The sequence below is a fragment of the Parabacteroides sp. ZJ-118 genome (assembly GCF_011038785.1).
GTDB lineage: Bacteria > Bacteroidota > Bacteroidia > Bacteroidales > Tannerellaceae > Parabacteroides.
This window is the reverse complement of the sequence record NZ_JAAKDT010000003.1, coordinates 42,637-58,109: the sequence shown is the minus strand read 5'-3', so window position 1 is coordinate 58,109 and position 15,473 is coordinate 42,637. Positions and strand designations below refer to the sequence as shown.

At 47.3% G+C, this 15,473-nt stretch carries 11 protein-coding genes; 10 read left to right on the top strand and 1 reads right to left on the bottom strand.

Annotation, left to right across the window (positions count from 1 at the left end; all coding sequences use genetic code 11):
• Positions 1-27 precede the first annotated feature (27 nt).
• The 8 genes from G7Y39_RS01980 to G7Y39_RS01945 all read left to right on the top strand — a co-directional run bounded on the left by G7Y39_RS01980 (position 28) and on the right by G7Y39_RS01945 (position 8,547).
• Complete coding sequence (locus tag G7Y39_RS01980) at positions 28-1,341, top strand: hypothetical protein (protein WP_165154586.1); 1,314 nt, start codon at positions 28-30, stop codon at positions 1,339-1,341.
• 31 nt (positions 1,342-1,372) lie between these two features.
• Positions 1,373-2,584 (top strand): imelysin family protein, encoded by a 1,212-nt coding sequence (locus G7Y39_RS01975; protein ID WP_165154584.1) that lies wholly within the window; start codon positions 1,373-1,375, stop codon positions 2,582-2,584.
• Positions 2,585-2,601: 17 nt separating this feature from the next.
• Positions 2,602-4,008, top strand: coding sequence for a di-heme oxidoredictase family protein (locus G7Y39_RS01970; RefSeq protein WP_165154582.1), 1,407 nt, complete (start codon positions 2,602-2,604; stop codon positions 4,006-4,008).
• Positions 4,009-4,030: 22 nt separating this feature from the next.
• Positions 4,031-5,266: a porin gene (locus G7Y39_RS01965; protein WP_165154580.1), complete on the top strand. Its 1,236-nt coding sequence runs from the start codon at positions 4,031-4,033 to the stop codon at positions 5,264-5,266.
• Between the two features lie 9 nt (positions 5,267-5,275).
• Positions 5,276-5,983 carry a hypothetical protein gene (locus tag G7Y39_RS01960; protein ID WP_165154578.1) on the top strand — a complete coding sequence of 236 codons (708 nt, stop codon included), beginning with the start codon at positions 5,276-5,278 and terminating at the stop codon, positions 5,981-5,983.
• Between the two features lie 11 nt (positions 5,984-5,994).
• A complete protein-coding gene (locus G7Y39_RS01955) occupies positions 5,995-7,149 on the top strand; it encodes a Rid family hydrolase (protein WP_206225134.1) in 1,155 nt (384 codons plus the stop codon).
• 82 nt (positions 7,150-7,231) lie between these two features.
• Positions 7,232-7,927 carry a hemerythrin domain-containing protein gene (locus G7Y39_RS01950; RefSeq protein WP_206225137.1) on the top strand — a complete coding sequence of 232 codons (696 nt, stop codon included), beginning with the start codon at positions 7,232-7,234 and terminating at the stop codon, positions 7,925-7,927.
• A 5-nt stretch (positions 7,928-7,932) separates the two neighbouring features.
• On the top strand, positions 7,933-8,547 hold the full coding sequence (locus tag G7Y39_RS01945; RefSeq protein WP_165154574.1) for a response regulator transcription factor: 615 nt from the start codon (positions 7,933-7,935) through the stop codon (positions 8,545-8,547).
• Positions 8,548-8,796: 249 nt separating this feature from the next.
• Here the strand turns inward: G7Y39_RS01945 and G7Y39_RS01940 are convergent, their stop codons facing one another.
• A complete protein-coding gene (locus G7Y39_RS01940; RefSeq protein ID WP_165154572.1) occupies positions 8,797-12,534 on the bottom strand; it encodes a DUF6383 domain-containing protein in 3,738 nt (1,245 codons plus the stop codon).
• A gap of 997 nt (positions 12,535-13,531) precedes the next feature.
• Here G7Y39_RS01940 and surE point away from each other — a divergent pair.
• Both surE and lpxB read left to right on the top strand, forming a co-directional pair.
• On the top strand, positions 13,532-14,314 hold the full coding sequence (gene surE / locus G7Y39_RS01935; protein ID WP_165154570.1) for a 5'/3'-nucleotidase SurE: 783 nt from the start codon (positions 13,532-13,534) through the stop codon (positions 14,312-14,314).
• Entirely contained in the window at positions 14,311-15,444 is a 1,134-nt protein-coding gene (gene lpxB / locus G7Y39_RS01930) for a lipid-A-disaccharide synthase (RefSeq protein ID WP_165154568.1), read from the top strand. Before surE ends, lpxB begins: the two co-directional genes overlap by 4 nt.
• Positions 15,445-15,473: the final 29 nt, after the last annotated feature.

Genomic DNA, 15,473 nt, shown 5'->3' with positions numbered 1-15,473 from the left:
TAATTTTGCCCAAAATTATAAAACGCAATGAGAACGTTAACAAATTTATTGGCGATTGGATTACTTTCCTTTACTACTTTACATGCTCAAGAGCGTAATATGAGCTCTACCGTAAAGGCATCGGAGATATATGCCGACGGTTTTTCTAAATTCCGTTTTGGGGGATATGGTGAGATGGCTGCCAGTTATATGGATTATGACTGGAACTGGGTGACACCTCAAGGTACATCACATACGAACCGGGCTACCGTCTCTATTCCTCGTTTTATTTTGGGGTTTGATTACGCCTTCTCTCCCAAATGGGTACTGAGTTCAGAGATTGAGTTTGAGTATGGAGGAACAGGTGCCGCACGGGAAGTGGAGTGGTACGAGGAGAATGGAGAATATGAGACGGAGATCGAGAAAGGTGGGGAGGTCGCCTTGGAGCAGTTCCATATCTCTTATCTGATGAACAAGCATGTAAACTTCCGTTTTGGACACATGATCGTACCGGTAGGCTTGACCAACGCGCATCATGAGCCCTTGAATTTTTTCGGTGTATATCGTCCGGAGGGAGAGACTACCCTGTTGCCTTCCACTTGGCATGAGACGGGTGTGGCTCTATTTGGTGATGTGGGAAATTTCGATTATGAATTACAAGTCGTTTCCGGTCTGGATCCACAAGGTTTCCGTATGGAGAACTGGGTCGGCAAAGGTACGCAAGGCGCTTTCGAGGAGACTCAATTTACGCATCCTGCGTTTGTGGCTCGTGTCAACTATAATGGGGTGAAGAAATGGAAAGGCTTACGTATAGGGGCTTCGTTCTATTATAACCAACCCTCTAAGAATAGTAGCAAGCCGCAACGTAACCAGGGTGAGAAATATCCACTTGCCATCGTGACGGCGGACGCTCAATACAAAAGTCCGAACAATCATTTGATCGCCAGAGGTAATATCGTTTACGGCCATTTGGGTAACAGCAACGCGTTGACGAAGGTGAACAACAACTCCTCTTCCGCTTCCGGATACCCTACTTCAACCGTGGCGGAGACCGCTGTCAGCTATGCGGCCGAGGTGGGCTATCATGTAGGTTCCTTATTTAGCCGGAAAGCCCCTAAAATTTATCCTTTCGTTCGCTACGAATATTACAATCCGATGCAATCCGTAGAAAAAGGGAGTAATAAACTGGCGGATAGACGTCTTCAAAAGAGCGTGATTATGGCTGGCCTTAACTATTACGCATTGCCTAATTTAGTCGTAAAGGCGGATTATACGCACCGTATTGTCGGTAAGGGTGATTATAATAGTCAGAACAGGGTTTCTGTCGGTATCGCTTATATTGGCTGGTTCTTATCAAGATAATAGACTATTAATAAATAAGATGTAAGAAAAAATGAAAAAAGTACTTTTATTGCCCATGATGTTAATGGGTGTGGCTTTGAGCTTCACTTCTTGTGGAGACAACGATGATCCGGGCAAGGATCCCGATGTCATAACGTATGATTTTAAGAATCTTCCTGCGGATTCCGGCATAAAACCCACAGAAGATCAGATGAGTGCGGTTGTCACTACTTTCGTCGATGATGTGGTTCTACCTACTTATAAGGATATGTTGGCCAAGATGACCGCCTACAAGAATGCGGTAGATAAGTTCATCGCGTCGGGTTCTAAGAATGATTTAGCGGATGCGTGCGACGCTTGGCGTGCGGCTCGTGTTCCTTGGGAAGAGAGCGAAGCGTTTCTGTTCGGCGTGGCGGATTTGGCGCAACTAGACCCGAGCTTGGATAGCTGGCCACTGGATAAGAACGGGATAGAAGAGATCATAGCGACAGGCGAATTTGGTAAGATCTCAGGTTCTGTAGACGAAGAAGCGGAAGATGGTCCTCAAAATTTACGTGGATTCCATACGGCGGAAAAGATGTTATTCTTAGACGGTGAGCCTCGTGATCTGGAGGCAATCCCGTTCGCAAAGAATGAATTGGAATATTTAAAATTAGTGTCCGAACGCATGTTGTCTGATACTCAAGATTTATACAACGGTTGGCTGAAAGGCTTAGGAACCTCGGATGTCCCCTCTTCTTATGCGGAGGCCATGAAGAAACATGACGGTTCCGCATATTCCATTGGCAATGTGTATCAGGCGATTGAGCTTATGTTGAATGGGAATAACGGTATGGCCGGAATTTCCAATGAGGTGGGTTCCGCTAAGATAACCGACCCGGTGACGGCATGGAATGGAAGTAATAAGGATGCTACCGACCCGAATAACCCCGGAGTCCTGGCGGTAGAGTCTTGGTATAGCTGGAATTCCTTGGACGACTATAAGAACAATATCGTAAGTATCAAGAATGCTTATTTCGGCGGCCGTGATCGGGATGAGGAATCCGCTTCCGAGAATAGCTTGCATGCCTTGACCAAGATGATTAATCCTACGTTGGATAGTTTGATGGTCGTTCAAATCGATAAGACAATCGACGCCATCAATGCGATCGGCTATCCTTTCCGTAACAATTTGGGAGATACGGAGCATATTAACACGGCGACAGACGCCTGTGCGGATTTAACGACAGGCTTGGGGGTGGTTAAGTCTAAGTTCACGAATTAACCGGACAAGCCGATACGATGAAACGAAGATTACTCCTGTTATTCGCTTTATCCGGTAGTCTGCTGTGTAGCTGCGAATCCGAGGACTTGGGAAATTGGCAGGTGAAGAAACCCAATGGACAGATAGCCTCCGATAAGGAATTGTCTGCGGGTATCTCAACCATTTTCTCCAATGCCCCGGATGCGTACGATACGCAGGCAAACTGGGTGACGGGCGAATTAGAGACACGATTTAATCGTGGTGACGGATTGTACGACGATGCTCGCGGTGTCGAGAATGTGGATGGTGGAGGATTAGGGCCGCTTTATGCCGGATATTCCTGCGGCTCCTGCCATAAAAGTACCGGACGAACCCGTCCGGCTATAGCCGATGGTGGTTCCGGTCCCGGCTTCTCTTCCATGCTCATTTATATCTCGCGCAAAAGCGGCGGCTATTTCCAAGAGTATGGCCGGGTATTACATGATCAAGCGATATACGGAACAAAACCGGAGGGAAGGGTCAAGATCACCACTACATCCCGAAAGTTTACGTTTCCCGATGGAGAGGAATATGAGTTGGTCACTCCTCATTATGAGATAAAGGAATGGTATGCCGATAGTATTCCGATGTCGGATCTGCGGATTTCCGTACGTCAACCTTTACGGCATGTCGGGATGGGACAGATGATGGCGCTCGACTTGGATCTGCTGAAGCAAATCGCCGCTAAAAGCAATTACCCCGAATACGGTATCAGCGGACGCATCAACTATGTAACCGAAAAAGGGAGGAAACAGATCGGCCTCTCCGGCAATAAGGCGAATCATGCCGACTTAACGGTGGAATTGGGATTCTCTTCCGACCTCGGTGTCACGAACGATCGTTTCCCGCATGAGGTAGGAGAAGGACAGCGTAACATGATGGGCTTTGCCATGACCGGGGCACAGGTCTCTACGGAAGATATGGAAGATGTGGATGTATATCTCCAGACCTTGGGTGTACCCGCCCGTCGGAATGTGGAGGATCCTACGGTTCTTCGGGGAGAGCGGCTTTTTTATCAGGCGAAATGTCATTTATGCCATGTGACCTCCTTGAAGACACGCCCTCGCGGATCTGTCCTTTTGAATCATACGGAATTGCCTCAATTGGGGAATCAGGTGATCCATCCCTATTCCGACTTTTTATTGCACGACATGGGCGTTGAGTTAGGGGATGATTATCCCAGTGGCTTGGCCAACGGTAATGAATGGAGGACGACCCCGTTATGGGGATTGGGGCTGCAAGAGGTCGTAAACGGCCATACCTATTATCTGCATGATGGCCGTGCCCGGAATCTGACGGAGGCGGTTATGTGGCATGGCGGGGAGGGAGCCGTGTCGCGTACCCTATTCTCTCGCATGACAAAAGACGAGCGGGCCGCTTTGATTAAATTCCTGCAAAGTTTATGAATCAATAACGCATAGAATCGAAATGAGAAAAACATATAGGATATTGCTTGTAGGGCTTCTATCAACGAGCGTTTTCTCCGTGAAAGCCCAAGGTACAAAGAAAGAGGTGGATGATAAATATGTAGAGAACGATGTGGTTTCACTAGCAGGAAAGAAGGGCTTCTCTTTCTCTACCAAGGCCGGTGATTTTTTGTTCAAGCCCTACACGTTGGTACAGGCAAGCGCCAGCTACAACCGATATGACGACCAAGGGCTGGAAAGCCATTATGCCAAGAGCGTGGCGAACTCCGGCTTCGCGATCCCTAACGCTATTCTCGGTTTTACGGGCAAGGCTTTTGGCCAAGTTACTTTCAATTTATCGCTGAATGCCGCCAAGAGTGGAGGCGCCTTGTTGCAGCAAGCTTGGTTCGACGTAGCGATCCGGGAATCGTTCCGTATCCGTGTCGGTAAGTTCAAGACACCCTTCATGCACGGCTATTTAAGCACTTTGGGGGAGACGTTGTTCCCGGTACTTCCCTATTCCGCTTTCCAATCCGTATTGCTTCCTTACGATGTGAATTATGTCCTACCGAACATGTCCACAGGATTTGATTTGGGTGTACAGGTACATGGTTTCATCCATGATACATGGAGGTACCAAGTCGGCATCTTTAATGGTACGGGTATCGACGTGAATAGGGCGACCAAGACCAACTGTGATGATCATAAATGGTTGCCGTCTCTGTTGTACGCGGGCCGTCTGGCCTTTATGCCGAAGGGAGAGATGCCGATGTCGCAAGGCTCTCCGGAGAATTTGAATGACGACAAGATCTCTATCGCCTTGTCTGCCTCTTATAATGCGGAGGCTGAGTTCTTGACCAGTAGCGATACCCGTGTAGGCGTTGAGTTCGCGTGGATCAAGAACCGCTGGTATGTAGCTGCCGAGGGTTACTACATGAATATGCACTTTACCCGGATCATGCGAAAGCCGGATAAGCATTTCTGGGGAGCATACGCGCAGGTGGGCTATTTCCTTACTCCGAAATTACAAGGGGCTTTACGGTATGATTTCTATGACCGCAACGCCACGGATAAGGGGGGACTCTTGAATATGCCCGCCGCCGGTTTGAATTATTATTTCTTTCATAATAATTTGAAGCTACAGGTAATGTATCAATATTTAGGCCGTAGTGGTCATGCTACGCAGAATGACCGGGATGAGGACGCTATTGGATTGGCTCGTCACTCCGCTACGGCCATGTTGCAGTTTACGTTCTAATCTTTAGGTATGAAACGATATCGTCAATATATAATGTATGCCTTATTCCTGTTATTCGGGTTGGGTTGTGATGAGGGCAAGATTTATCCGGATGAGACGGTTGATTCCGGGCGAACAGCTACCGTGTCACTTTCTTTTATCGGCCTGAAAGCTTGGCCGAAGGAGAATATGCTCTCGTTATGCGCTTTTGGCGAGGATCCGTTGAGACCTTTGCAAACCCAGCGTATCAGTAAGCCGGCGGAAGCCGGCAAAAAGCTAAAGCTCCGGTTGAATCATCTCACTCCGGATACGAGGAGCATAGAGGTCGCTGTGATCAGCAGGGGATTACGGTTGATTCACTCCTATTATACGTCTCCGGTGAACGATTCGGACGAACCGCTTGACGTATCTGTGGGCGAATTGGATTTAGCGAGTTTCAAACGTGTACAAGCGCAGGTATTCGACTTGAATTGCCTCTCTTGCCATGGCGGGGGATCGGGATTGGCCGGCCAATTGGATCTTAGGGATGATGTAGCTTATACATCCTTGGTGAATATCAAGGCGCCCCTTTCGGGAGAGGGTAAGAACTACGTGACCCCGGGTGATCTAAACAATAGCTTCTTGCTGGATATATTGGAGGATAACCCGATACATAAGGATATGTTCAATAGTTCCGGGAAACAGGAGGTCCTTGCCTTGATCCAAGCTTGGGTTTCAGGAGGGGCATTGGATAATTGACAAGAAAGAAAATGATGAATTATACGAGAAAAACAGATACGGATAACGCGGTAGAAGCGCAAATCTCTTCATTCACGGGCAAAGGTGGAACAACGGAATATCAGGTGATGGTATCGATCACGGACCCTTGCTTGTCTTTCGTGGAGCAATTGCAAAACCTTTCGCAGGCTTACGTGACTGTCGTGAAGGAAGAGCTATCGAATGACGCTACTGCCGTTTTCCGCCGTTATTTCTTAAGTGATGCGGCTAATCAGACGGATAGCGTGATGGAGTGGGAGCGTGAGAACACCTTTTGCCCGCTCTCTATCGTGCAGCAACCGCCTTTGAATGGCACAAAGATCGCTATATGGGCCTATTTGCAAACGGGGATTTCGGTACAAACATACGATTCCGGTTTATTGGAAGCATCGCGTAACGGTTACAGGCACCTCTGGATGGGAGGCGCTTTCAATAAGGCGGTCAATTCGGAATATCAGACCCGGCTTTTATTGAATGACTATGTGATGCAATTGATGGGGCAGCGTTGTACGTTGGCCTCTCATTGTGTCCGCACTTGGTTCTTTGTGCAAAACGTAGACGTGAATTACGCCGGTGTGGTGAAAGCCCGGAAAGAGGTCTTTATCACGCAGAATCTTACGGAGAAGACGCATTATATCGCTAGCACGGGTATCGAGGGGCGTCATGCCGATCCTTCGGTGTTGGTACAGATGGACAGTTACGCCGTAGATGGGTTGGAACCGGAGCAGATTCGGTTCCTCTACGCTCCCACGCACCTGAATCCTACTTATGAGTATGGCGTAACCTTCGAGCGGGGTACGGTTGTTACCTATGGGGATCGTAAACAGGTATTCATCTCGGGGACGGCGAGTATCGATAACCGGGGAGAGATTGTCTATCCGGGCGATGTCATAAAACAAGCCGAGCGAATGATGGAAAATATCAGCGTATTGCTGAAAGAGGCGGGTGCCACTACTCGTGATATTACGCAAGCGATCACCTATTTGAGAGATATGGCTGATTACTCCGCGGTCAAGAAGTATTTTGAGACGCATTACCCGGATTGGCCACATTTGATCGTCTTGGCGCCCGTTTGCCGCCCCGGATGGTTGATAGAGACCGAGTGTATCGCGGTCGTACCGGCGGAGTCGTCCTTTAAGCCTTTGTGAAATAATAATAAATGCACGAGATATGGACGAAAAAGGAGTATATTTGGCTATTCAAACACCCAGACAAGTTAGCAAGAAGCCTATGTATAAAAATGGAATGTACCGGGAAACCGACAAAATGAGTGATCTGATCTGTGAGAACTATCCGATGGTTTTAGTCATGAGCCGTTTCGGCATAGCGCTCGGGTTCGGCGAGAAGAATATCGGGGAGGTTTGCCGGCAGAATGGGGTGGATGCTTGTACGTTCCTGACGGTCGTGAATTTCTTGGCCGAGGAGGTGAATGCGCCTGTCGGGAATATCAGCGAATGCCTGTCGATCGAGAACTTGATCCGCTATTTGCATAATGCCCATGATTACTTCTTGAGCTTCCGCTTGCCGCATATCCGCCGTAAGCTGGTAGATGCCATATCCGGCTGTCCGGAGGATGTCGCCTTTGTGATCGCGAAGTTTTTCGATGAGTATGCGGAGGAGGTAAATAAACATATGTCTTATGAGGAATGTGCTGTTTTCCCTTATGTCCGTAATTTGTTGGAAGGAAAGAAGGATCCGGGATACAACATTACGATCTTCCGCAAGCGTCATGATCAGATAGAGATGAAGATCACGGAGTTGAAAAACATCCTGATCAAATACTATCCGGGAGCGGGTACGAATATGCTGAATAGCGTCTTGTTCGATATTTTTGCCACGGAGGAAGACTTGGCTTCACATACCCGTGTGGAGGATTATTTGTTCGTACCGGCCATATTGGCTTTGGAAAAACAATTACAAGCATGAGTCCGATGAGTACAAATCTAAAGATCGCGATAGCCGAACCTTCCGCTATCATAAGAAGCGGACTGGAGAGCCTGTTGAAACGGCTGCCGGGTTTCCATATCCAGATGGTGGAGATTCATTCGGCGGAATATCTTTTCGACTCGCTTCGTATGCACAAACCGGATGTGTTGATCGTGAACCCGGCTTTGCCCGGCTATTTCACGTCACAACATTTGAAGGAGGAAAGCGGCTGTGCCGAGATGAAATGTATCGCTTTGTCCTATTCTGTCTCAGACCGTATGTTAGTGCGTTCTTACGATGAGCGAATTAACATATACGACAGCCCCGATGAGATCAGGCATAAATTGGAACGGTTGAATGCCGAGGTACTTCCGGATGACGAGCCGGAAGGGGAAGACGAGCAACAGTCGTTAAGCGCGAGGGAGAAAGAGATCGTAGTCTGTGTCGTGAAGGGAATGACGAATCGGGAGATAGCGGATCGTTTGTTCCTTTCTACGCATACGGTCATCACCCACCGCCGTAATATCGCCCGGAAACTTCAAATTCATAGTGCCAGCGGCCTTACGATCTATGCGATCGTCAATAAGCTGGTGGAGCTGGGCGACATCAAGCGAGAGTGATCCCGCGCTTGGGATATTGGAGGTTCCTCTTGGTCACAAAAAAGGTCACGACACTTCTTCACAGAAGCTCTCGTGACCTAAGCTTTTAATTTATTACTTTAGTATTAATACTCCCGCATGTTCTACCATCGCGATGTACTTGAAGAATCTATCTCCGCACGGGAATTTCAGAATTATAAATATCTTATGAAAAGGAGAGGCGGGATCACTCCCTCCTCAGCCTTATTCTTTAAAACCTATGATCCGTGATTATTTAACAACCACTTTCGTAGTCTCACCGTTTACGGTTACGAATACCACGCCTTGAGGAGCGGCGATCGTAGCGTTATCGGAAGCGACTACCTGGTTAGCCACTACCTTACCAAGAACCGTAGCGACCGTTACAGTCTGGCCCGCGGCACCCTGTACGGTTACCGTACCGTTACCAGCGATCACAGATACACCTTCTACTGTTACCTCGTCGTTGTGAGTCGGGTTCATATCGGTTGTGTTCACGTTGAACAACTGAGCTTGTTGCTTGTTGCCCAATACCAAGATACCATTCAAGTAGCTTACATACTCACCCTTGTTGGACTCGATACGATAAGCGTTCTCGTCGTCCTCATCGATAGCGAACGCGAATGTTGCGTTCGTTACGCCAGCCTTCTCCGTCACGTTCAATGTATCGGCGGCAGCCGGATCGATCCTAGAGATAGCCAAAGAATCCGCGTTGATACGCTTAGCCGGAACGAATCCGATACGAGTCAAATTATCTTGTGAATACTTGATCGTGTCGTTAGATCTGCCAGCGGCTACAGAATCCTTATAAGTTACCATGTAGAACTTCTCGTCGTTCCAAGCGGTCTTCGTCGTGTCCTCGATCGGTTTCGTGATATAGTATGCGTAGCGGATGTTATCCTTCTGGTCTACGAACGCTGTATCCATTACCAATACGAAGTCTTCATCCTTAGCAGCGGCGCGCAACTCAAGACCTGTACGCTTAACAGAAGCGAACGGACCTACCTTCGTTACCTTAGAAGCCTCGTCACCGTTCAAGGAGATGATCACGTTAGTAGTACCCGTGAAACCGAAGTTCTTGTAGATGTCGGTTGAGTTGTCTACCAAGTCGTAAACGAACGCGGAAGCTGAACTAGTATTCACTGCGATAGCTTGACCTATCTGGTTATAAGATAATTTACGATAAGAATAATACTCCTCGGATTCCTCGTCATATGCACCTAACCAAACCTCATAAGCGTTTGCGTTATCATTAATACTTCTAAATTGCAGCAAGTATTCTTTCTCCGGTGTCTTAGTTACAAACACCTCACCACTGTAATCATAATCCAAATACAACGTATCCTTACCAGATTTAGCGATCAATTGATAATATTGCTTAGACAAGTTCTTATCGTTCATCGCATATTCCTCTGTAACTTGCTTATCATCCTTGATCATCGGGATCAAAGCCAACGCTTTCTCCTTGTCTGCGGTAGCGGTCAAGATAGAATCCTTGTTACCATCGAATGTCAAGTAATACGGAGTCTCCATATTCGCGTAGTTCACCGCGGACAATACGAAGTCTGAGATCTTCTGGATTTCCTCAGGGATGAACTTATAGCCTAAGTGACCTTCCTTAACCGCATCCACTTCTACTAATTGGAAAGTATCGCGAGCTGCTGTCGTATAGATCATGTCGTTCTCATCGCCAACCACGAACAACTTCTGGTTGCCTACCCGAGATGCCTTAAAGTCACGGTTGTTGAACGTGTACTTATCGTTGTTCTTCTCCGCCAACCATTGTGTGCCCGGCACATTCTTGAATGCCTCTTTGGCATATCCATCATAATAAGAATCAGGAGTAGCCACATGATACTTGTCCATACTCTCCTCATCACGAACATTCTTACTGATCATGAAATAGATAGCACCATTCTTGATCTTAGTAGCCAAGGCAGGTTCCTCGAAGGAGATTCTTGTATTCGTACAAACTTCACTTGTTGTAGTTTCATCTTCAGTTAACACAGACAATTCGCGGCGACCACCCAGTGTGCGGATTACTACTTGTGCATCATAGAAATCGGTTGCTATACTTGCATCCGAATAATCTTTATAGTATTTACCTTCAGCCGGATTTTTAGGAGCCTTGGCAGTGATCACCAAAGAATCGGAAGCGGAAGAGATAACATCATCATAGTTTACAGCCTTAAAGAAAGCTGTAGCAGCGAACTTGCCTTTAGCCGGAACCAAGATATATTGCATCGTTCTCCAATCAAAGTCCGTCTCATGCAACAAGGGAACGATGTCGCCAGCTGCATAATCTTTACCCTCATACTTAACCGTCTTTCCATCTTTAACAATCACATACTTAGACATAGTCATCGTACCTAAAGAAAGATATTTCTCTCTTTCAGCCACATAGATCGTATCAACAGCAACATACGTATCTTTCTCACCTACTACAGCGAACGGATTGAAATCCGCAACAACAACCTTAGAAGAAGCCGTATACTCAGGAACAGCTACGGCAGCTTTCAATACATTAGCCTTAGCATCTACAAAGTTTGCAGCTAAAGTTCCATTGATATATTCACCCGGATCAACCTCATTGTCACCCACCTTTACTTTGTAATCCTCATAAGAGAGTTCTGTGATACCACTCTTCTTATAATTATCCTTAACGAAGTCTTGAGCGGCAGCATCCACTTTTGCGATAGCGGCAGAAGCGTTTGTTGTGATTTCGTCCAACCCATCAGTAATCTCCTTTACAGCATCTTCCAGCCCCTTAACCTCTGTAGCGGCATCTTTTACCTCGAATAGACCATCCTCGTTAAGGATAGTATATGCATAATTCTTCCCATCCAAGTCGCTCAAGAGCTTCGTAATAGCAGCAGATTGCTTTTGACTGGCAGCAAATAATGCAGCCAATTTATCACTGGCAAGCATAGCCCCAGTCTCTTCAACATCAGACAAGTTCGGAGCTACTTCAGAAAGTTTGTTCTTTCCTGTAATTTCCAACTCTCCTTTCTCGTTATGCTCATAGTCAACCCTCACTGCCGCCGTCAAAGCAACCTTCATCTCTTTTGTGAAAGATTCCAAATTGGTCTTGACATCAGCAACCTCTGCGACAACTGCTTTGGCAGCCTTTACTTTATCATTATAGGCTTTAAGTCCCGGATAACGTGCGGAAGAATAAACTGGATCATATACAACTGACAACTCGTTCGCTGAAAGAACATTTCCAAACTCAGAACCAGCTGAGACCTCTTTACTAAAGCTTAGTTTGAAACCATCATTGCCAACTTCATTCAACATACAATTAGCCAGAGTTCCCCCATCTGACTTTTGAGCGATACTAAATGCCAAATCACTCTCGTAAGTCACGCCATCCACCGAAAAGTCAACAGTTTGACTTTCGATTTGCTGAGTACTTGTAGGATTATTTCCTGTGAACTTATACTCACCTGTCACCAACTTGATAATACCATCGTTCGTCAGCTGAAGAATCCAAGCAGTCTTTGTCTTCGTTGCCGAGTTATACTTCCAAGAACCGAATTTAACATCCTTAGGCAAAGTCAACTGATTCTTTCCCGCATCATAAGCAGCTTTTGCTACACGAGCGATTTTCATTTTACCGGAAGCCACAACCGCACCCGGAGAATAATACAAAGACTTCTTAGCGGCATCCTCTTTTGTCAAAGCGATAGCCCCATTTACTTGATTCTCCAAATACACATCATAATGAGTCACAAAACCATTGGCATCCTTAATAGGAGTAAGGCTCAATTGCCAATTTTGCTTGTGTGAATCATAGATGGATGCAGGATTGCCAGCCAAAGCCAAGCTATCACGCACAGAACTCTCGCCAACGACCAGTTTCTGTCCATTAAACTCTAACTGAATGCGCTTACTTAAATCAACCGTGGTGTTGTCAGCAGCGAACGCAGAAGAGCCCAATCCACCGGCTACAAGGAGTGTAGCCAAAAGAGTAGAAAACTTTTTGTTCATAATCAATAAATTAATATTAATACTAGTGTTTATTAAGATAATCAATCACTTACAATCATCGATCCGTCAGAGGCCGTATACAAAACGGCCAATCTAAACGATCGTTTTAATCCGTCATTTGCAAAGGTACGCGTTTCTTCGATACCTGCAACCCTTCCGGGCTATTTTTTTTATCCCTTATCCGCTTTCTTATCAATAGAATAGCCTATCGCTGACAAACCCGCCGCTTCCTCTGACAAACCCACCCTTTCCCCTTTCGAAAACGCAAGATTAAAACGATCGTTTAAGCTCGCCGTTTTACCCGATATTATAATGTACGCACGTACATTAAATAATGTGCGTGGATTTGACATTTTGACATTTTGTAAACGGAAGTCCCGGAGAATCGATTATTCCGGGCCAAGGGACAGGGACTCTTCAATTTCACGTTAAAATATATTTAATCAATTCATCTTTAGCTATATACGAAAAAACACTCTTTCATTCTAGCGAAAATCATTCATCCGAAAGCGTGTCCATTGACTCCTTTGGGCGATTCCATTGGGTTACGACTGGGCTCTAACGAGGTTACAATGCCCATTCACGGCTGTTGACAACCCTATCCATGATGGTTTACAATGCCCAACGGCAGCGTTGGAAGTTGCTCAACGCGACTAAATGTGCAGGCTTTTGCCACCTTTCGCGCCTGAAAGTGGGGATATTTCCACCTAAAAGCGCGTTTCGTGGCTCCTCTTGGCTTCCGGTTTGGCCGATCTTGGGCATGTCGTTGTCACGATTTACCCATAAAAAGAATCATAAAGAAAGGAAAACCGCAAATTATCCGAACAGACTGATCGGTTTTGAGACGTAGAACTCGTCAGACATTTCATGTAAGGTTCGCTCACCGAGAGCCCTCACACCCTAAAGAGAGGGATGGTCTTGACGTTTTCTTACCCCACCGGCCTATAAATCGAGATTTATATCTAAATTTGTGCGACAACGATAAGGATAAAACAATATGACAAACGAGAGACCGTTGATTCTGATCACGAACGATGATGGCGTATGGGCCAAAGGTATTAACGAATTGATTGAGTGCTTGAAAGATTTAGGTGATTTAGTGGTATTCGCTCCCGACGGGCCTCGTTCCGGGATGGGTAGCGCCATTACATCCTTGGTTCCTATCAAGTACGCCTTGCTGAAAAAGGAGGAAGGACTTACTATCTACAGTTGCACCGGGACACCGGTAGATTGTGTTAAATTAGCGATTAATGAGGTTTTGGAGCGCAAGCCCGATCTGCTAGTCTCCGGCATCAACCACGGAGGGAATATGGCTATCTGCGTAAATTATTCCGGGACGATGGGTGCCGCTGCCGAGGGTTGTATTTTCAACATTCCCTCCATAGGGGTGTCCTTACTGGATCATGCGGCCGATGCCGACTTCTCCGAATGCTGCCGTCTGGGGCGTATGCTGGCACGCCGGGTATTAAAAGAGGGCTTACCGCACGGCACCTACTTAAACCTCAACGTGCCGAAGCTGCCGCAAGTGAAAGGGTTGAAAGTTTGTCGCCAGGCGGACGGCCGTTGGGTACGCGAATTCATGCGTTCCGAGAATGCCTGCGGAGAACCCGTATTCTGGTTGACAGGAGCGTTCGAGAGCGCCAAGCCGATCCATCCGGACAATGATATGCTCGCGCTGGATAGCGGTTACGCCTCCTTGGTCCCTTGCAAGATCGACGTCACGGACTACGACTTTATGAACACCCTAAACGGTTGGAGCCTCCAAATTTTCAATTCATGAAGTATTACCTGATAGCCGGAGAAGCCTCCGGAGACCTGCACGCCTCGAATTTGATGGCAGCCCTGAAAGAGAATGATCCGAAGGCCGAGTTCCGCTTTCTGGGCGGCGATCTGATGAGAGCCGTCGGGGGGACCCTTGTCAAACATTACCGGGAAATGGCGTTCATGGGCTTTATCCCGGTAGTAATGAACTTGCGCGCCATCTTAAATAACATGAGGACGTGCCAAGAGGATATCCGCCGCTACCAACCGGATGTCGTCATCTTGATTGACTACCCGGGATTCAACTTGAAGATCGCCAAATATGTGAAGACCCGGTTGGGGCTCCCGGTGTATTACTATATCTCCCCCAAGATATGGGCCTGGAAGCGATATCGAGTCAAGGACCTCCGGCGTTATGTAGACCGTATGTTCTGCATCCTGCCGTTTGAGACCGAGTTCTTCCGGAGGCTTAACTATCCGGTAGATTACGTAGGAAACCCCTCCGTAGACTCCGTCGCCTATTACAAGGAGCGCCAAGCAGTCTCAAGAGATACCTTTATCAAAGAGGGGGGATTGGCCGACAAGCCGATCCTCGCCGTGCTATCCGGCAGCCGCCAACAAGAGATCAAGGACAACCTACCGACCATGCTGAAAGTAGCCTCCGCGTATCCCGACTACCAGCCGGTAATAGCCGGAGCGCCGGGCATCGATCCCGCCTACTATCAAGAATACATAGGCTCTTATCCCGCCAAGATCGTGTTCGGTAAAACCTATCCCCTGCTACAACACAGTGCCGCGGCCTTGGTAACCTCCGGCACGGCGACCTTGGAGGCCGCCCTGTTCCGGGTTCCGCAAGTCGTTTGCTACTACGTCGTAGCCGGACCATTGGCCAGCTTTATCTTCAAACATTTCTTCCATACGAGATACATATCCCTCGTCAACTTGATCGGCGGTCGGGAGATCGTACAAGAGCTATTCGGAGCCCGCTTCTCCGAATCGCGAATACAAGACGAGCTAGGACGCATCCTGCAAGATCCGGCCTATCGAAAACGGATGCTAGACGGATACGACGAGATTATCCATACGCTAGGGATGCCCGGAGCCTCAAAGCGTACGGCACGTTTAATCGTTGAATCCCTTGGCTGTTAACATCTTTTATCAACGTCTTTTGCAGCATT